This window comes from Variovorax boronicumulans NBRC 103145, assembly GCF_001591345.1.
Lineage (GTDB): Bacteria > Pseudomonadota > Gammaproteobacteria > Burkholderiales > Burkholderiaceae_C > Variovorax > Variovorax boronicumulans.
Genome location: NZ_BCUS01000023.1, coordinates 19727 through 35158 on the forward strand (window position 1 = coordinate 19727; position 15432 = coordinate 35158).

The window sequence follows — 15432 nt, forward strand, 5'->3', positions numbered from 1 at the left end:
CAAAGCGACGACTATGGCCGCGCAATGTAGTAATTTCTGCGGCCATTTCGGCTCTGTAGAATTTGAATTGTTACAAATTCTACAGTGATGGCGTGCGGCAAATCTGCTCGTTTTCCAGGGTCTCGCCTTGCATTGCGCTCAATTGCATGTCTGCAGTGCGCTCTGATGCGGCAACAATGGTCAACAAGACCGTATCAACCTGAGCCTAGGTGAGGCCGCGCCAATTGGTGGTTTCAAGAAGGACTCACAGCTAGACCAATGAGAAAAGCCCCTGACTCTTACGAATCAGGGGCTTTTAATTGGTGCCGGAGAGATGAATCGAACACCCGACCTTCTCATTACGAATGAGCTGCTCTACCGACTGAGCTACACCGGCGAAGCCTCAGATTATAGCCAAGAAATCAAGGCTTCTCGGCGTGGTACTGCGTCAAACGCTCGACTTCGTGACGCGAACCCAACATCACGCTCACGCGCTCGTGCAGTTTGGTGGGCTTCAGGTCGAGGATGCGCTGCTTGCCGTTGGTGGCGGCGCCGCCGGCCTGCTCGACGAGCCAGCTCATGGGGTTGGCCTCGTACATCAGGCGCAGCTTGCCGGCCTTTTCGGGCTCGCGCTTGTCCCACGGGTACATGAACACGCCGCCGCGCATCAGGATGCGGTGCACGTCGGCCACCATGCTGGCAATCCAGCGCATGTTGAAGTCCTTGCCGCGCGGGCCTTCCTTGCCGGCCAGGCATTCATCGATGTAGCGCTTCACGGGCTCGTCCCAGTGGCGCATGTTGCTCATGTTGATGGCAAATTCCTTGGTGTCGGCTGGAATCTGGATGTCTTCCTGCGTGAGCACGAAGCTGCCTTGCTCGCGGTCGAGCGTGAACATGGCCACGCCGTTGCCCACGGTGAGCACGAGGGTGGTCTGCGGGCCGTAGATGCAGTAGCCGGCAGCCACTTGCTGGGTGCCGGGCTGCAGAAAGTCGGCTTCCTGCACGCCGGGGGTGTCGTCGGGCTTCTTCAGCACGCTGAAGATGGTGCCGATGCTCACGTTGACGTCGATGTTGCTGCTGCCGTCGAGCGGATCGAACATCAAGAGGTATTCGCCCTGCGGGTAGCGGTTGGGCACCACGTGGATGGTTTCCATCTCTTCGCTGGCCATGGCCGCGAGGTGGCCGCCCCATTCGTTGGCTTCAATGAGCACTTCGTTGGCGATGATGTCCAGCTTCTTCTGGATTTCGCCCTGCACGTTCTCGCTCTCGGCCGTGCCGAGCACGCCACCCAGCGCGCCCTTGTTGACGGCCTGGCTGATGCTCTTGCAGGCGCGGGCGACCACTTCGAGCAACAGGCGCAGCTGGCCGGGAATGAGGCCGTCGGCGCGTTGCTGCTCGACGAGGTAGCGGGTGAAGGAGATTTTTTGTTGAGCCATGGATCTTGTGGGGTTCGGTGGGTTCAGTTTCCGGCAAGGGCGCGGGTGACGACTTCGTGGGTGTCCTTGCTCAGGTCGGGCTTGGCGGCCACGCGGGCGATCGCTTCGCGCGCGGCGCTGCGGTAGGGCTCGGCCAGCTTGCTCCAGCGGTCGAGCGCGCGCGCCAGGCGGGCGGCCACCTGGGGGTTGATGGCGTCGAGCTCGATTACGCGCTCGCTCCAGAACACGTAGCCGGCCGCGTCGGCGCGGTGGAAGGCGCCGGGGTTGCCGCTGCAGTAGCTGAAGATCACGCTGCGCGCGCGGTTGGGGTTCTTCAGCGAGAAGTCGGGGTGCTTCATGAGCTGCTTGACCAGCGGCAGGATGTCGCCGCCGCGGTCACTGGCGCCGGCCTGCAGCGAGAACCACTTGTCGATGACCAGCGCCTCGTCCTTGAACATGGCGTGGAAGCGCGCGAGCGCCTGCGCCGCCAGGGTGTGGCCCGACGACACGAGGGCGTTGAGCGCGTTGAAGCGGTCGGTCATGTTGCCCGCGTCCTTGAAGCGCTGCAGCGTCTTGCCGGGCCACACGGTGTCGCCCGAGGCGCGCGCCGCCAGGCACAAAAAGTTGAGCGCCATGCCGGCCAGCGCACGGCGGCCCGACGAGGTCGGGTCGGGCGTGTAGGCGCCGGTGTCCTTGTTGTCTTCGTAGGCCTGTTCCCAGTCGGCGAAGAGGGCGGTGGCGAGCTGGGCGCGCATGGCTTCGCGCACGAGGTGCACGCGCTGCGGATCGACCACGTCGAGCTGTTCGGCAATGTAGGTTTCCGACGGCAGCGTGAGCACCAGTTCCTTGAAGGCGGCGTCGAGCTGCGGGTGGCGCAGCACGCCGCGCATGGCGTCGAGGTAGGCGTCGTTGAGCACCGGCGTGGTGTCGGTGGCGTGCGCGGCAATGGCTTGCAGCGCGGCGCGCAGGCCCAGGCGCTGGCCGGCTTCCCAGCGGTTGAACGGATCGGGGTCGTTGGCCAGCAGGGTGAGCAGTTGGGCGTCGGTGTACGCAAAGTCGAGGATCACCGGCGCGCTGAAGCCGCGCAAGATCGACGGCACGGGCTCGGCGTCCAGGCCCACGAAGGTGATCTGCTCGCCGGCGCGCGACAGCACGATGGTGCGGGTGCCGCGTGCCACGTCGCTTTCGCCCTCGAGCTGCATGGGCAGTTCGCGGCCGGTGGCGGCGTCGAGCAGGCCGATGTTCAGCGGGATGACGAAGGGTTCTTTGGTCTGCTGGCCCGGCGTGGGCGGGCAGCTTTGCACCACGCTCAGGGTGTAGCTGCGGTTCTGCGCGTCGTACACGCCGTGCGCGGCCAGGCGGGGCGTGCCGGCCTGGCTGTACCAGCGCTTGAACTGGGGCAGCAGGCGGGCCAGTTCGGAGTCGGGGTTGGCGTCGGCAATGGCCTGGGCGAAGTCGTCGCAGGTCACGGCCTGGCCGTCGTGGCGCTCGAAGTACAGGGTGATGCCTTTTTCGAAGCCCTTGCGGCCGACCAGCGTCTGCATCATGCGAACGACCTCGGCACCCTTTTCGTAGATGGTGACGGTGTAGAAATTGCTGATCTCGATGTAGCTGTCGGGCCGCACCGGGTGGGCCATGGGGCCGGCGTCTTCGGGAAATTGGGCGGTGCGCAGAACGCGCACGTCTTCGATGCGCTTCACGGCGCGGGCCGAGGCGTCGGCGCACAGGTCCTGGCTGAACTCCTGGTCGCGGAAGACGGTGAGGCCTTCTTTCAGCGAGAGCTGGAACCAGTCGCGGCAGGTCACGCGGTCGCCGCTCCAGTTGTGGAAGTACTCGTGGCCGACCACGCTTTCGATGTTGCTGTAGTCGGCGTCGGTGGCGGTGGCCTGGTTGGCCAGAACGTACTTCGTGTTGAAGATGTTCAGGCCCTTGTTCTCCATGGCGCCCATGTTGAAGTCGCTGGTGGCCACGATCATGAAGCGGTCCAGGTCCAGGGGCAGGCCGAAGCGGGCTTCGTCCCACAGCACGGAGTTGACCAGCGAGTTCATGGCGTGCTCGGTCTTGTCGAGGTCGCCGGCGCGCACGTACACCTGCAGCAGATGTTCCTTGCCGCTGCGCGCTTTGATGCGCTGCTCGCGCGCCACGAGCTTGCCCGCCACCAGGGCGAACAGGTAGCTGGGTTTCTTGAAGGGGTCGACCCACTTGGCGAAGTGGCGGCCCTCGGGCAGCTCGCCCTGGTCGACAAGGTTGCCGTTCGACAGCAGCACCGGGTAGGCGGCCTTGCTGGCGCGCAGCGTGACGGTGTACATCGCCATCACATCGGGACGGTCGAGGAAGTAGGTGATGCGGCGAAAGCCCTCGGCCTCGCACTGCGTGAAGAAGGTATCTTCGCTCACGAACAGGCCCATCAGCTTGGTGTTCTTGATGGGGCAGCAGGTGGTGAAGAGTTCGAGCTCGAACGCATCGGGCAAACCGTCGATGACGAGCTGGTCGCCTTCCATGCGGAACGAGGCGCCCTGGCCGTTCACGAGCACGCGCGCCAGGTTGAGCTCGTCGCCGTCCAGGCGCAGCGGCTGGGCCGGCACCTCAGGGTTGCGGCGCAGCTGCATGCGGTTGAGCACGCGGGTCTTGGCGGGGTCGAGGTCGAAGGTCAGGTCGACGGTGTCGATCCAGAACGCCGGCGCGGCATAGTCTTCGCGGCGGATGGCAATGGGTTGCCCTTGGGCGTCACGCTGAAGCAGCATCGAGGGTCTCCAGAAAATTCGAATGGGCCAGTTCGTTGTAGTCGCGAACGGCGGCGATCACGTGGGGGCCGGCCAGCTCGGCGGCCGTATGGGTGCTGCACACGGCCACGGCGCGCATGCCGCCGCGGCGGGCGGCTTCGATGCCGAAGGGCGCGTCTTCGAAGACGATGCAGCGCTCGGGCGCCACGCCGATGCGGCGCGCGGCTTCCAGGAAGATCGCGGGCGTGGGCTTGCCCGAAAAGCCTTCGTCGCCGCCGACGATGGCCAGCGGCAGCGGGTCCATCTTCAGGCGCGACATGGCGAACGCGATGTTGTGCCTGTCGCCGGCCGTGCCCACCGCCACCTTCAGGCCGCGTGCCACCGCGGCCTGGGCGAAGGCGGTGAAGCCCGCCACTTCGGTGAAGTTGTCGTGAAAGAGCTCGCGGTAGATCTCTTCCTTCTCGTGCACCATCGCCTGGCACTCGGCATCGGAGAGCTCGCGCTCGAACAGCTCGCGCATGCTCTCGGTGCCGGTGCGGCCCGTGGTGCGCGCGAGGATCTCGCTCACGTCGAGCTGCACGCCGTGGCGCTGCGCGAAGGTCACCCACGAGCGCGCATGCCAGGGCATGGAGTCGATCATGGTGCCGTCCATGTCGAAGATCAGGGCTTCGACCCTGCCGGTGTTCAGGCTCATCGGTCAGACGCCTTGCTTGAGCGAGGCTTCGATGAACACGTCGAGGTCGCCGTCGAGCACCTTCTGCGTGGCCGAGACTTCGACGTTGGTGCGCAGGTCCTTGATGCGGCTGTTGTCCAGCACGTAGCTGCGGATCTGGTGGCCCCAGCCCACGTCGGTCTTGCTGTCCTCGAGCTTTTGCTGCTCTTCCTGGCGCTTGCGCATCTCGTGGTCGTACAGGCGCGAGCGCAGGCGCTTCCACGCCACGTCGCGGTTGCTGTGCTGGCTGCGGCCGTCCTGGCACTGCACGACGATGCCGGTCGGGATGTGCGTCAGGCGCACGGCCGAGTCGGTCTTGTTGATGTGCTGGCCGCCGGCGCCGCTGGCGCGGAAGGTGTCGGTGCGCACGTCCGAAGGGTTGATCTCGATCTCGATCGAGTCGTCGATTTCGGGGTACACGAAGATCGATGCGAAGCTGGTGTGGCGCCCGCCCGACGAGTCGAACGGCGACTTGCGCACCAGGCGGTGCACGCCGGTCTCGGTGCGCAGCAGGCCGAAGGCGTAGTCGCCCTCGACCTTGATGGTCGCGCCCTTGATGCCGGCGGTGTCGCCGGGCGTTTCGTCTTCGATCTGCGTCTTGAAGCCCTTGCGCTCGGCGTACTTCAGGTACTGGCGCAGCAGCATGCTGGCCCAGTCGCAGGCCTCGGTGCCACCGGCGCCGGCCTGGATGTCGACGAAGGCGTTCAGCGGATCGGCCGGGTTGTTGAACATCCGGCGGAACTCGAGCTGCTTGATGTCGGCTTCGAGCGTGGCGGCGTCGTCGGCAATGGCCTGCAGGCCGTCGAGGTCGCCGTCTTCCTTCGACATCTCGAAGAGCTCGGTGTTGTCCGACAGCCCGTTGGTGAGCCGGTCGAGCGTGACGACCACGTCGTCGAGCGACTTCTTTTCCTTGCCCAGTTCCTGGGCCTTCTTCGGGTCGTTCCAGACGTTCGGGTCTTCGAGCGATGCGTTGACTGTCCTCAGTCGTTCAGCTTTGGCATCGTAGTCAAAGATACCTCCGTAAATCGACCGTACGGACGCTCAGGTCCGCGAGCATTGCGCCGATTTGGTTGATCTGTTCTGCGTCCATGGGGTGTCCTGACTGTGTGAGGTTGGTGTTCGGGGGAACCCGTCATTTTCTCACGGTCCGCCAACCCGCCAGGCAGCGCCCCTGTATTGCGCCTTCCCTCTCGGGGGGAAGGCGCGGGCACCGGAATCAGAACGCCGGAATCAGCGACCCCTTGAACTGCGTCTCGATGAAGCTGCGCACCTCCGGCGACTGGTAGGCCGCCACGAGGCGCTTGGCCCAGGGCTTGTCCTTGTCGGCGCGGCGCACGGCGATCAGGTTGGCGTAGGGGCTCTGGGCCGATTCCTTGATGACGGCGTCCTTGCCGAAGGACAGGCCGGCCTTCTCGGCGTAGTCGTTGTTGATGGCCGAAATGGCCAAGTCGTCGAGCGAGCGCGGCAGCTGGGCGGCGTCCAGCGACACGAGCTTGAGCTTCTTGGGGTTGGTCACCACGTCCAGCGGCGTGGCGTTGTTGTTCTTCACGGCCTCGGGCTTGAGGGTGATGAGCTTGGCCTGTTGCAGCAGCAGCAGGGCGCGGTTGCCGTTCGACGGGTCGTTCTGGATGCCGACCGAGGCGCCGTCGGCCAGCTGGTCGATCGACTTGATCTTGCGCGAGTAGAAGCCCAGCGGCGCGGTGATGGTCAGGCCCACGGGCACGAGGTCGAAGCCGCGCGCCTTGATCTGGTTGTCCAGGAAGGGCTGGTGCTGGAAGGCGTTGGCGTCGAGGTCGCCGGCGGCCAGCGCCGCGTTGGGCAGCTGATAGTCGTTGAACACCACGACCTGGACGGTCAGGCCGTCCTTGGCGGCGACCTTCTTGACCACCTCGAACACCTGCTCGGCGCTGCCGACGGAAATGCCGACCTTGACGGTGTTCTTGTTGTCCTGCGCCAAGGCAGTGCTGCCAGCGAAAAGGGCGGTGACGAGGGTGGCGAGGGTGGCGAGCGTGAGGCCGCGGCGGCGGAAAGTGGAATGCATGGTGGCGCGAAATCGAAGAAATGAAGGCGCCGAATGTGGCATTGCCGCCGCGGATCGGGAACGAACCAATCCTCATATCGATATGGCGTCCACTCGCTCCATGTGGTCTTTCTTATCTGATTTTTCATATAAGCACGAGCCGATTTGTTCGTTCCCTTTCGGCTTGTTTCTTTTCATACTCGGCACCTTTTTGCGAACCTGCGCGATCGCGCCCTTGCGGCCCGCGCCTTCTTTCATGACCTTCCCTTCGCCTGATGCGGCACGCGGCAACGCGGCGCCGGTCATCCGTCTTCAATCGGTGCAGAAGTCGTTTGCCTTGCCCAGCGGCGAGGTGTTCGACGCCGTGCAATCGCTCTCGCTCGAGATCCAGCAGGGCGACGTGTTCGGCCTCATCGGCAAGAGCGGCGCCGGCAAGTCGACCTTGCTGCGCCTCATCAACCTGCTGGAGCGGCCCGATGCGGGCCAGGTGTTCGTCGGTGGGCGCGACCTCACGACGCTGTCGCGCCGCGAGCTGCGCGACACGCGCCAGAACATCGGCATGATCTTCCAGCAGTTCAACCTGCTGCAGAACGCCACGGTGTTCGATAACGTGGCCTTCCCGCTGAAGATCCACGGCCGCCATTCCAAGGCCGAGATCAACGAGCGCGTGCGCGAGTGCCTCGACCTCGTCGGCCTGGCCGAAAAGATCGACACCTACCCGGCCCAGCTCTCGGGCGGCCAGAAGCAGCGCGTGGCCATCGCCCGCGCGCTGGCGCCGCGCCCGCAGGTGCTGCTGTGCGACGAGCCCACCTCGGCGCTCGACACCGAAACCACCCGCGCGCTGCTCGAGACGCTGCGCGACATCAACCAGAAGATCGGCGTGACCATCGTGATCGTCACGCACGAGCTCTCGGTGGTCGAGGTGCTGTGCCGCAACGTGGCCATCCTCGAAAAGGGCCGCCTCATCGAGCAGTTCGCCGTCGATGCGCCGAGCGAGGAACGCAAGACCGCGCTGGGCCGCGAGATCGACGAACTGGTGCGCCGCCGCGAACGCGAGGCGCGCGAACCCGTGGCGCCGCGCGTGGCGACCGCACAGCGCAACGCGCAGGAGCTGGCCTATGTTTGAGAACATCACCCCCATCCTTCCCGAGCTGTGGACGGCCACGGGCCAGACCTTCCTGATGCTGGCCATCGGCCTGTCGGCGGCGGTGCTCATCGGCGGGCCGCTGGGCATCCTGCTGTTCCTGCTGGGCCCGGGCCAGTCGCTCGAGAACAAGCCGGCGTTCCACATCCTCAACTGGATCGTGAACACGGTGCGTTCCTTCCCGTTCATCATCCTGCTGGTGGCGCTGGTGCCGTTCACGCGGATCATCGCGGGCACCTCCATCGGCCCGCTGGCGGCCGCGGTGCCGCTGTCGTTCGCGGCCATTCCGTACTTTGCGCGGCTGGTCGACCAGTGCCTGCGCGAGGTGCCGCGCGGCGTGATCGAGGCGGCGCATGCCATGGGCGCCTCGGAGCTGCAGATCGTCTGGCGCGTGCTGATCGTCGAGGCGCGCTCGGGCCTGGTGCTCGCGCTCACCGTGCTGGCCGTGAGCTTCCTGTCGTACTCGGCCATTGCCGGCGTGGTGGGCGGCGGCGGGATCGGCGACCTGGCGATCCGCTACGGCTACTACCGCTTCCAGACCGACGTGATGGTGCTCACCGTGGCGCTGCTCGTGGTGCTGGTGCAGATCCTGCAGTTCGTGGGCAACACCACGGCGCGCCGGCTCGACAAGCGTTGATGTCCCTTTCTTCTTTTTCTTCTCTCATCTTTCAGTTCATTCCATGAAAACCGCACTGCTGCGCCGTTCCGTCCTCGCCGTTTCCCTCGTCGCGCTGTCGCTCGGCGGCCTCTCGCTGTCGGCGCAGGCGCAGGACGCCAAGAAGAACCTCGTGATCGGCGGTACCGCCGGCTCCAACGCCGACCAGCTCAAGGCCGGCATCATTCCGATCCTCGAGAAGAAGGGCTACAAGGTGAAGCTGGTCGAGTTCAACGACTACGTGCAGCCCAACCTCGCGCTGGCCCAGGGCTCGCTCGACGCCAATTTCTTCCAGCATCGGGTCTACCTGCAGAAGTTCTCGGCCGACCAGAAGCTCGACCTCGCCGAGCTGGTGCAAGGCCCGATCGCGCCCATGGGCGTGTACTCGACCAAGCGCAAGACGCTGGCCGACGTGAAGGAAGGCGACCGCGTGACGCTGCCGAACGATCCGAGCAACCTGGCGCGCGCGCTGGTGCTGCTGGAGCAGAACAAGCTGGTCACGATCAAGGCCGGCATCGATCCGCTGCGCGCGTCCGAGAAGGACGTGGCCGAGAACCCGAAGAAGCTCAAGTTCATTCCGCTCGAGGCCGCGCAGCTGCCGCGTTCGCTGGGTGACACTGAGTACGCCATCGTCAACGGCAACTTCGCGATCTCGTCGGGCCTGAAGCTCACCGAGGCCGTGGTGCTCGAGAAGACGCCCGACTACTACCTGAATGTGGTCGCCGTGAAGAGCGCCGACAAGAACGCCGCCTGGGCCAAGGACATCGCCGAGGCCTACCGCTCGAAGGAATTCAAGACGGTGGTCGACAGCAAGTTCCAGGGCTACGCCAAGCCCAGCTTCCTGCAGTAATCCATCAGGCTTCAGCGAAGGACGCCCCATGCCCGTGCTCGCCGTATTCGATGGCCAGGCCAATTGGCGCGACACGCACGTGTGCGACGGCTGGATCAGCGACCACCTCGCGCGCCACGGCGTGCGCTGGGGGCGCGGCGAGGCCGAAGGCCAGCGCGTGCTCGACAGCGCGGGGCTGTTCTATCTGCCGACGGCGGACGGGTATCTGGGGCTGTTGGTCGAAGGCGGGGAGTGGGTCGCCATGCCCGCCGAAGCGCCGCATTTCTTCGATGCGGGCGAGGCTGCTTCGCTCGACGGGCTGCCCGCCGCGTTGCCGCGCTTCGAGGCCTTTGTCGAAGAGGTGCTCGCGATGACGGGCAACGACGCCAGCGACGAGTAAGTCAGCGACGGGCCTGCGCGGCCCGTCGCATCCCCGGCGTCGGTCAGGCCGGCGCCGTCGTTGGGCTCGGGCGCGCCGAACGCGACGGCCCTTGCGTGTAGCGGTCCATCGCCAATCCATCTGTGCGGATCTCCGGCCGCTGGCCCGTGACCAGGTCCGAGATCAGCTTGCCCGAGCCGCAGGCCATGGTCCAGCCCAGCGTGCCGTGGCCCGTGTTCAGGAACAGGTTGGGGTAGCGCGTGGCACCGACGATGGGCGTGCTGTCGGGCGTCATGGGGCGCAGGCCGGTCCAGAAGCTGGCGTTGGGCAGGTCGCCGCCCGGGAACAGGTCGCTCACGACCTTCTCGAGCGTGGCGCGACGCGCCGGGTTCAGGCGCAGGTCGAAGCCGCCGAGCTCGGCCATGCCGCCCACGCGGATGCGGTTGTCGAAGCGCGTGACGGCCACCTTGTAGGTTTCGTCGAGCACGGTCGATTGCGGCGCGAGCGATTCGTCGAGCAGCGGCACCGTGAGCGAGTAGCCCTTGACCGGGTACACCGGAATGTCCAGCCCCAGCGAAGCGATGGCGGCGCGCGAGTAGCTGCCGAAGGCCATCACATAGCGGTCGGCCGTGAGGATCTTGCCGGCACGCGTGCGCACGCCGGTGATGCGGCCGCCGTCGGTCTCCAGGCCGTCGATGGTCTGGCCGAAGCGGAAGTCCACGCCCAGGCCGTGCGCGATCTCGGCCAGGCCGCGCGTGAACAGGTGGCAGTCGCCGGTTTCGTCGTTGGGCAGGCGCAGGCCGCCCGTGAGGCGGTCGCGCGCGCCGGCCAGGCCGGGTTCGACGCGCGCCAGGGCGTCGCGGTCGAGCAGTTCATAGGGCACGCCGCATTCCTCGAGCACGGCGATGTCGCGCTGCACCGCGTCGAGTTGCGCCTGCGTGCGGAAGAGTTGCAGCGTGCCGCCGGTGCGGTGCTCGTACTGCAGGCCGGTGTCGGCGCGCAGTTGCTGCAGGCAGCCGCGGCTGTATTCGGCCACGCGCATCATGCGTTCCTTGTTGACAGCGTAGCGCTCGGGCGAGCAGTTGCGCAGCATGGCGGCCATCCAGCGCAGCTGGAACAGCGTGCCGTCGGGGCGGATCGACAGCGGCGCGTGCTTCTGGAACATCCACTTGATCGCCTTCAGCGGAATACCGGGCGCGGCCCACGGCGTCGAGTAGCCGGGCGACACCTGGCCGGCGTTGCCGAAGCTCGTTTCCTCGGCCGGGCCGGCCTGCCGGTCGAGCAAGGTGACTTCGGCGCCGGAGCGCGCGAGGTAGTACGCCGTGGTGGTGCCGATCACGCCGCCGCCGAGAACGATGACTTTCATGGTGTATCCGCTGATCTGAATGGAATGATGTGAATCTAAAGTGCACAATGCAGTGGATTCCATTGTTTTTAGGTCTTTGGCCGTGAAAATCGCTGCCGAAAACCGTCCAAGGCCCCGCGCGGAGTGAAATGCCCGAACTCGACCGAATCGACCGCAAGATCCTCGACCTGCTGCAGCGCCAGGGTCGCATTTCCATGACCGAGCTGGCCGAGCGCATCGGCCTGTCGGCCTCGCCTTGCGCCGAGCGCGTCAAGCGCATGGAGCGCGACGGCGTCATCACCGGTTACCACGCGCACGTGTCGCCCGAGGCGCTGGGCAAGACGCTGCTGGTGTTCGTGGAGATCAAGCTCTCGGCCAAGTCGGGCGACGTGTTCGACAAGGTGAAGCAGGAGCTGCTGCACATGCCCGAGGTGCTCGAATGCCACCTGGTGTCGGGCAGCTTCGACTACCTCGTGAAGGCGCGCCTGAGCGGCATGAGCGAGTACCGGCACCTGCTGGGCGACATCCTGAAGAAGCTGCCGGTGGCGGCCGAGTCGCACAGCTACGTGGTGATGGAAGAGATCAAGGAAACGCTGATGCTGGCGGTGGACCGGTGAGCGCCGCCGCTATCGTCATCCGGCCCTGGCGCCTGGCCGACTTCGACGCGGTGAAGGCCATCCTCGACGACACCTTCGCGAGCACCTGGCTGCCGCAGCTCACGCCCGAGGCCGCGAAGGCCTATGCCGACAGCGGCGAGCCCGTGGGCTACATCGACGAGAGCGGCCCGGCCTTCTTCGTGGCGGAACTCGAGGGCGAAGTGGTCGGCATGGTGCACTGGGAGCACGACTTCGTTCAGGCCCTGCACGTGCCCGCCGCGCACCAGCGCAAGGGCATCGCCCGCGCGCTCATGGCCTTTGCCGAAGCCGGCATGCGCGCCGACGGCGTGGCGCAGGCGCGGCTGGAGACCGACACCTTCAACACGCAGAGCCAGGGCCTGTATCGCGCGCTCGGCTACCGCGAGGCCGGCCGCTACCCCGACCTCGAATGGCACAGCGGATTCACGACCATCCTGTATGTGAAAGACTTGGCCTGAGCTTTCTTTTCACCCCTTCAAGGACATCGGCATGACCCTCTCGATCCGCCGCGACGGCACCACCGGCACGCGCCACATCCTCAAGATCCGCAACCACGAGATCCCCGTCGATGCCTCGCCCGCGGGCGGCGGCAGCGACGGCGGTGCCGAGCCGCACGACCTGTACGACGCGTCGCTGGCGGCCTGCAAGGCGCTCACGGTGCTGCTCTATGCGCGCCGCAAGGGCATTCCGGTGGAAGACATCGAGGTCGTGGTCGACCGCGACGACAGCGAGGAACGCAAGGGCATCTACCGCCTGAAGTCGGGCCTGCGCCTGACGGGCGAGCTGACCGAGGCGCAGCGCGACGAGCTGCTGCGCGTGGCGGGCAAGTGCCCCGTGCACAAGCTCATGACCGAAGTGAAAACAGAAATCGAAACCGGCTGGGCCGACTGAAGGCGCAATAAACCTACTGCGCGTCCCGATCTCGCATCTGCGGTCCTCACCGTACGGGAGTACGGTTCCGGTCCTCGACGCGACCTCGGGGCGCTCGCTACGGTTTCTTCGCGCCTTCAGAGGCGCCGGTCTTACTTCGCCGCTTCGGCCTGCTTGCGCGCCGCCGCCACGCGCTTGGCATAGCGGTCGCCCCAATCGGCCAGCGGCCCCAGCGCCGCATTGAGCGTCGCGCCGAGCGAGGTCTCGGAATACTCCACGCGCGGCGGCACTTCGTGGAACACCTCGCGGTGCACGAGGCCGTCGGTTTCCATCTCGCGCAGCTGCTGGATCAGCATCTTCTCGCTGACCTCGGGCAGCAGCCGTTTCAGCTCGCCGAAGCGGTAGGGCTGCAGGTGCAGCTCCCACAGGATGACGGCTTTCCACTTGCCGCCGATGACCTCGAACGCGGGGCCGATGCCGCAGTTGTAGGGCTTCTTCGCTGCCATCTCTTGCTCCTTGCGATTCCAATACTTCCCATTTGGTAAGTACCTTACTTTATCGTAGGTACTTGACCATGTGGAAGTGTAATTTCTACCATGCAGGCGTCATCAACCACCACTGCATCGGATTGCCATGAGCAACACCAACAAGGAAGTTTCGGTTCTGGGCCTGGGCGCCATGGGCGTCGTCATCGCGCGGCTCTTTCTCGACCAGGGCTACAAGGTCACGCTGTGGAACCGAACGGCCGACAAGGCCGACGCGCTGGTCGCCCGCGGCGCCGTGCTGGCGCGCAGCGCGGCCGAGGCCTTGCGCGCGAGCCGCATGGCCGTGATGTGCGTGTACGACTACCGCGCCGCCGACGCGATCTTCGCGATGGACGGCCGCCTGCTCGCGCAGCTCACCACCGGCAGCCCGAAGGACGCGCGCGAGGCCGAGGCCTGGGCGCACCGCCACGGCGCCGCCTACCTCGAAGGCGCGATCCAGGCCGCGCCGGACCAGATGGGCCGGCCCGACACGCCGCTGCTGGTGTCGGGTGCGCAGGCCGTGTTCGCCGAGGCCGAGCCCTTGCTGAAGGTGCTGGCCGGTGGCATCGTCTACCTCGGCGAGAAGGCCAGCGCGGCCGCGGCCATGGACCTGGCCACGCTGTCCAGCATCTACGGCACGATGCTCGGCTTCCTGCACGGCGCGCGCATCGCTGAGCACGAAGGTTTCGACGTGGCCGAGTACGGCCGCATCGTGGCCGGCATCATGCCGACCTTCGCGGGCTTTCTCCAGCACGAGGGCGCGGTCATCCAGTCGGGCGACTTCGCGATCACGCAGAGCCCGATGCGCATCTCGGTCGAGGCCACGCAGCGCATCCTGCAGACCGCGCAGGAGGCGGGCATCAACACCGAGTTCCCGGCCTTTGCCGCGGGCCTGTTCCAGCGCGCCGATGCGGCGGGGCTCGGCGGCGAGGAACTGGCGGCGCTGATCAAGCTGCTGCGCAAGTAAGGATCAGGCCCAGCGCATCGACTGGATGGCGCGCACCACCTCGGCCTCGCGCTCCATGAAGAAGTCGGTGTGGTTGCAGTGGTCCAGCGTGAGCCGGTGCGAGGTCTGCAGCGCGGCCGCGAGGCGGTCGGCGTCGGCGCGGCGCACGCGGCGGAAGATGCGCAGGAAGTCGGCGGCGTCCCGGCCGGTCTGCGCATCGAGCGGCCGTTCGAGCCAGGGGAACAGGTCGCGCTGGTCGAACGGCAGCGCGCTCACCACCAGCGCCGGCGCGCGCACCGGCCGGTAGTCGGGCGAGAAGCGGTGGGCCGCGGTGTCCATCGCGGTTTCCACGGCGTCGGGCGTGTTGGGGCGCACGCTGCCGTCGGCCAACTCGTCGAGCGCGTCGCGCAGGTTGGCCTCGAGCGCGGGCCACCAGTTCTTGGACTTGCGTCGCAGGTACGCAATGGCCGCCTTCATCGAGCGGCCGTCGTCGGGCGTGGGCGCGGGCTCGTCGAGCCGGCGGTTCAGCGGCGGGTCTTCGCCGCCGGTGTCGGCGTCCTTCGTGTAGTCGAAGGTGGTATCGAGGTACACCAGGCCGCGCACCCGCTCGGGAAAGCGGCCCGCGAAGCGCGTGAGTTCGTTGCCGGCGATCGAGTGGCCGCCGAGCACCACGCGCGTGAGGCCGAGCGCATCGCACAGCGCGGCCAGGTCGTCGACCAGCGTGTCGACTTCGTAGTGCTGCGTGGCGCTCTTCACCGGCAGCGGCTTGTCCGACAGGCCGTAGCCGCGCCGGCTCACCGCCAGCACGCGCGAGGCGGCGCCGGCCGCGAGCAGCGCGGGCGCCAGGCTGTCGAAGCAGCGCGCGTTGCCGCCCAGGCCGGCGAGCAGCACGAGCACGGGACCGCCGTCGTCGCTGCGCTGCCAGTCGCGCACCTGCAGCGAGACGTCGGGCGTGGTCGACACTTTCACACGGCGGTCGGTGGCCGCCACGGGAAGGTCGTTGCCGATGGGGGCGGGGCCGGCGTTGCTGCCACCACCACCGCCGCCGCCGCAAGCGGCCAGCCCGGCCGCGCTGCCCAGGAGCACGGCGCGCAGCAGGTCGCGGCGCTGGAAATGAAGCGGGTTCGCCCAGTGCGGGCGAACCGTGGAAAGACAGGGGCGAGGCACGTCGATGCTCCAGGCAGGAAGAAGAAAGTAAGAGCCTTGCAGTGTGGGCACGCCGCCTGAAGAAGCCCTGCAGCCTTCATGAAGGCTTC

General features: G+C 66.6%; 17 protein-coding genes and 1 tRNA gene. 8 read left to right on the forward strand and 10 right to left on the reverse strand.

Features of this window, described 5'->3' with window-relative positions; genetic code table 11:
• Positions 1-300: 300 nt before the first annotated feature.
• The 7 genes from VBO01S_RS09355 to VBO01S_RS32340 all read right to left on the reverse strand — a co-directional run bounded on the left by VBO01S_RS09355 (position 301) and on the right by VBO01S_RS32340 (position 7107).
• A tRNA-Thr gene (locus tag VBO01S_RS09355) sits at positions 301-376 on the reverse strand.
• Positions 377-401: 25 nt separating this feature from the next.
• Positions 402-1415 (reverse strand): class 1 fructose-bisphosphatase, encoded by a 1014-nt coding sequence (locus VBO01S_RS09360; RefSeq protein WP_056571748.1) that lies wholly within the window; start codon positions 1413-1415, stop codon positions 402-404.
• 23 nt (positions 1416-1438) lie between these two features.
• On the reverse strand, positions 1439-4138 hold the full coding sequence (gene pepN, locus VBO01S_RS09365) for an aminopeptidase N (protein WP_062473310.1): 2700 nt from the start codon (positions 4136-4138) through the stop codon (positions 1439-1441).
• The gene (locus tag VBO01S_RS09370; RefSeq protein ID WP_062473311.1) at positions 4122-4811 is read right to left on the reverse strand and encodes an HAD family hydrolase; all 690 of its coding nucleotides are present in this window, start codon (positions 4809-4811) and stop codon (positions 4122-4124) included. The genes pepN and VBO01S_RS09370 overlap by 17 nt, the downstream gene beginning before the upstream one ends.
• Positions 4812-4814: 3 nt before the next feature.
• A protein-coding gene (gene prfB / locus VBO01S_RS09375; protein ID WP_095950518.1) for a peptide chain release factor 2 occupies positions 4815-5919 on the reverse strand; the annotation gives its coding sequence in 2 pieces (ribosomal slippage) (positions 4815-5837 and positions 5839-5919; 1104 coding nt in all).
• 126 nt (positions 5920-6045) lie between these two features.
• Positions 6046-6870, reverse strand: a complete 825-nt coding sequence (locus VBO01S_RS09380) for a MetQ/NlpA family ABC transporter substrate-binding protein (RefSeq protein WP_062473315.1) — start codon at positions 6868-6870, stop codon at positions 6046-6048.
• A 72-nt stretch (positions 6871-6942) separates the two neighbouring features.
• Positions 6943-7107, reverse strand: a complete 165-nt coding sequence (locus VBO01S_RS32340) for a hypothetical protein (protein ID WP_157627326.1) — start codon at positions 7105-7107, stop codon at positions 6943-6945.
• Between VBO01S_RS32340 and VBO01S_RS09385 the strand changes: the two genes are divergently transcribed.
• Genes VBO01S_RS09385 through VBO01S_RS09400 form a run of 4 tightly spaced genes read left to right on the forward strand, consistent with a single transcriptional unit; the run spans position 7106 to position 9877 of the window.
• Entirely contained in the window at positions 7106-7975 is an 870-nt protein-coding gene (locus VBO01S_RS09385) for a methionine ABC transporter ATP-binding protein (protein WP_062473317.1), read from the forward strand. The two genes, VBO01S_RS32340 and VBO01S_RS09385, sit on opposite strands and share 2 nt — an antisense overlap.
• Entirely contained in the window at positions 7968-8630 is a 663-nt protein-coding gene (locus tag VBO01S_RS09390) for a methionine ABC transporter permease (protein ID WP_062473319.1), read from the forward strand. The genes VBO01S_RS09385 and VBO01S_RS09390 overlap by 8 nt, the downstream gene beginning before the upstream one ends.
• 43 nt (positions 8631-8673) lie before the next feature.
• Entirely contained in the window at positions 8674-9498 is an 825-nt protein-coding gene (locus VBO01S_RS09395) for a MetQ/NlpA family ABC transporter substrate-binding protein (protein ID WP_062473320.1), read from the forward strand.
• Between the two features lie 28 nt (positions 9499-9526).
• The gene (locus VBO01S_RS09400) at positions 9527-9877 is read left to right on the forward strand and encodes a hypothetical protein (RefSeq protein ID WP_062473322.1); all 351 of its coding nucleotides are present in this window, start codon (positions 9527-9529) and stop codon (positions 9875-9877) included.
• Between the two features lie 43 nt (positions 9878-9920).
• Here the strand turns inward: VBO01S_RS09400 and VBO01S_RS09405 are convergent, their stop codons facing one another.
• Complete coding sequence (locus VBO01S_RS09405; RefSeq protein WP_062473324.1) at positions 9921-11222, reverse strand: D-amino acid dehydrogenase; 1302 nt, start codon at positions 11220-11222, stop codon at positions 9921-9923.
• Between the two features lie 128 nt (positions 11223-11350).
• On the opposite strand from VBO01S_RS09405, the gene VBO01S_RS09410 reads away from it, so the two are divergent.
• Genes VBO01S_RS09410 through VBO01S_RS09420 form a run of 3 tightly spaced genes read left to right on the forward strand, consistent with a single transcriptional unit; the run spans position 11351 to position 12727 of the window.
• Positions 11351-11818 (forward strand): Lrp/AsnC ligand binding domain-containing protein, encoded by a 468-nt coding sequence (locus VBO01S_RS09410; RefSeq protein WP_062473326.1) that lies wholly within the window; start codon positions 11351-11353, stop codon positions 11816-11818.
• Positions 11815-12294, forward strand: coding sequence for a GNAT family N-acetyltransferase (locus VBO01S_RS09415; RefSeq protein ID WP_062473327.1), 480 nt, complete (start codon positions 11815-11817; stop codon positions 12292-12294). The genes VBO01S_RS09410 and VBO01S_RS09415 overlap by 4 nt, the downstream gene beginning before the upstream one ends.
• A gap of 31 nt (positions 12295-12325) precedes the next feature.
• Positions 12326-12727, forward strand: coding sequence for an OsmC family protein (locus VBO01S_RS09420; protein WP_062473329.1), 402 nt, complete (start codon positions 12326-12328; stop codon positions 12725-12727).
• Between the two features lie 131 nt (positions 12728-12858).
• Here VBO01S_RS09420 and VBO01S_RS09425 read toward each other — a convergent pair whose 3' ends face one another.
• Positions 12859-13212, reverse strand: a complete 354-nt coding sequence (locus tag VBO01S_RS09425; RefSeq protein ID WP_062473331.1) for a winged helix-turn-helix transcriptional regulator — start codon at positions 13210-13212, stop codon at positions 12859-12861.
• 127 nt (positions 13213-13339) lie between these two features.
• On the opposite strand from VBO01S_RS09425, the gene VBO01S_RS09430 reads away from it, so the two are divergent.
• Positions 13340-14197, forward strand: a complete 858-nt coding sequence (locus tag VBO01S_RS09430) for an NAD(P)-dependent oxidoreductase (RefSeq protein WP_062473333.1) — start codon at positions 13340-13342, stop codon at positions 14195-14197.
• A gap of 3 nt (positions 14198-14200) precedes the next feature.
• On the opposite strand, the gene VBO01S_RS09435 is transcribed toward VBO01S_RS09430, so the two are convergent.
• Positions 14201-15343: an alpha/beta hydrolase gene (locus tag VBO01S_RS09435; protein ID WP_062473335.1), complete on the reverse strand. Its 1143-nt coding sequence runs from the start codon at positions 15341-15343 to the stop codon at positions 14201-14203.
• Between the last annotated feature and the right edge of the window lie 89 nt (positions 15344-15432).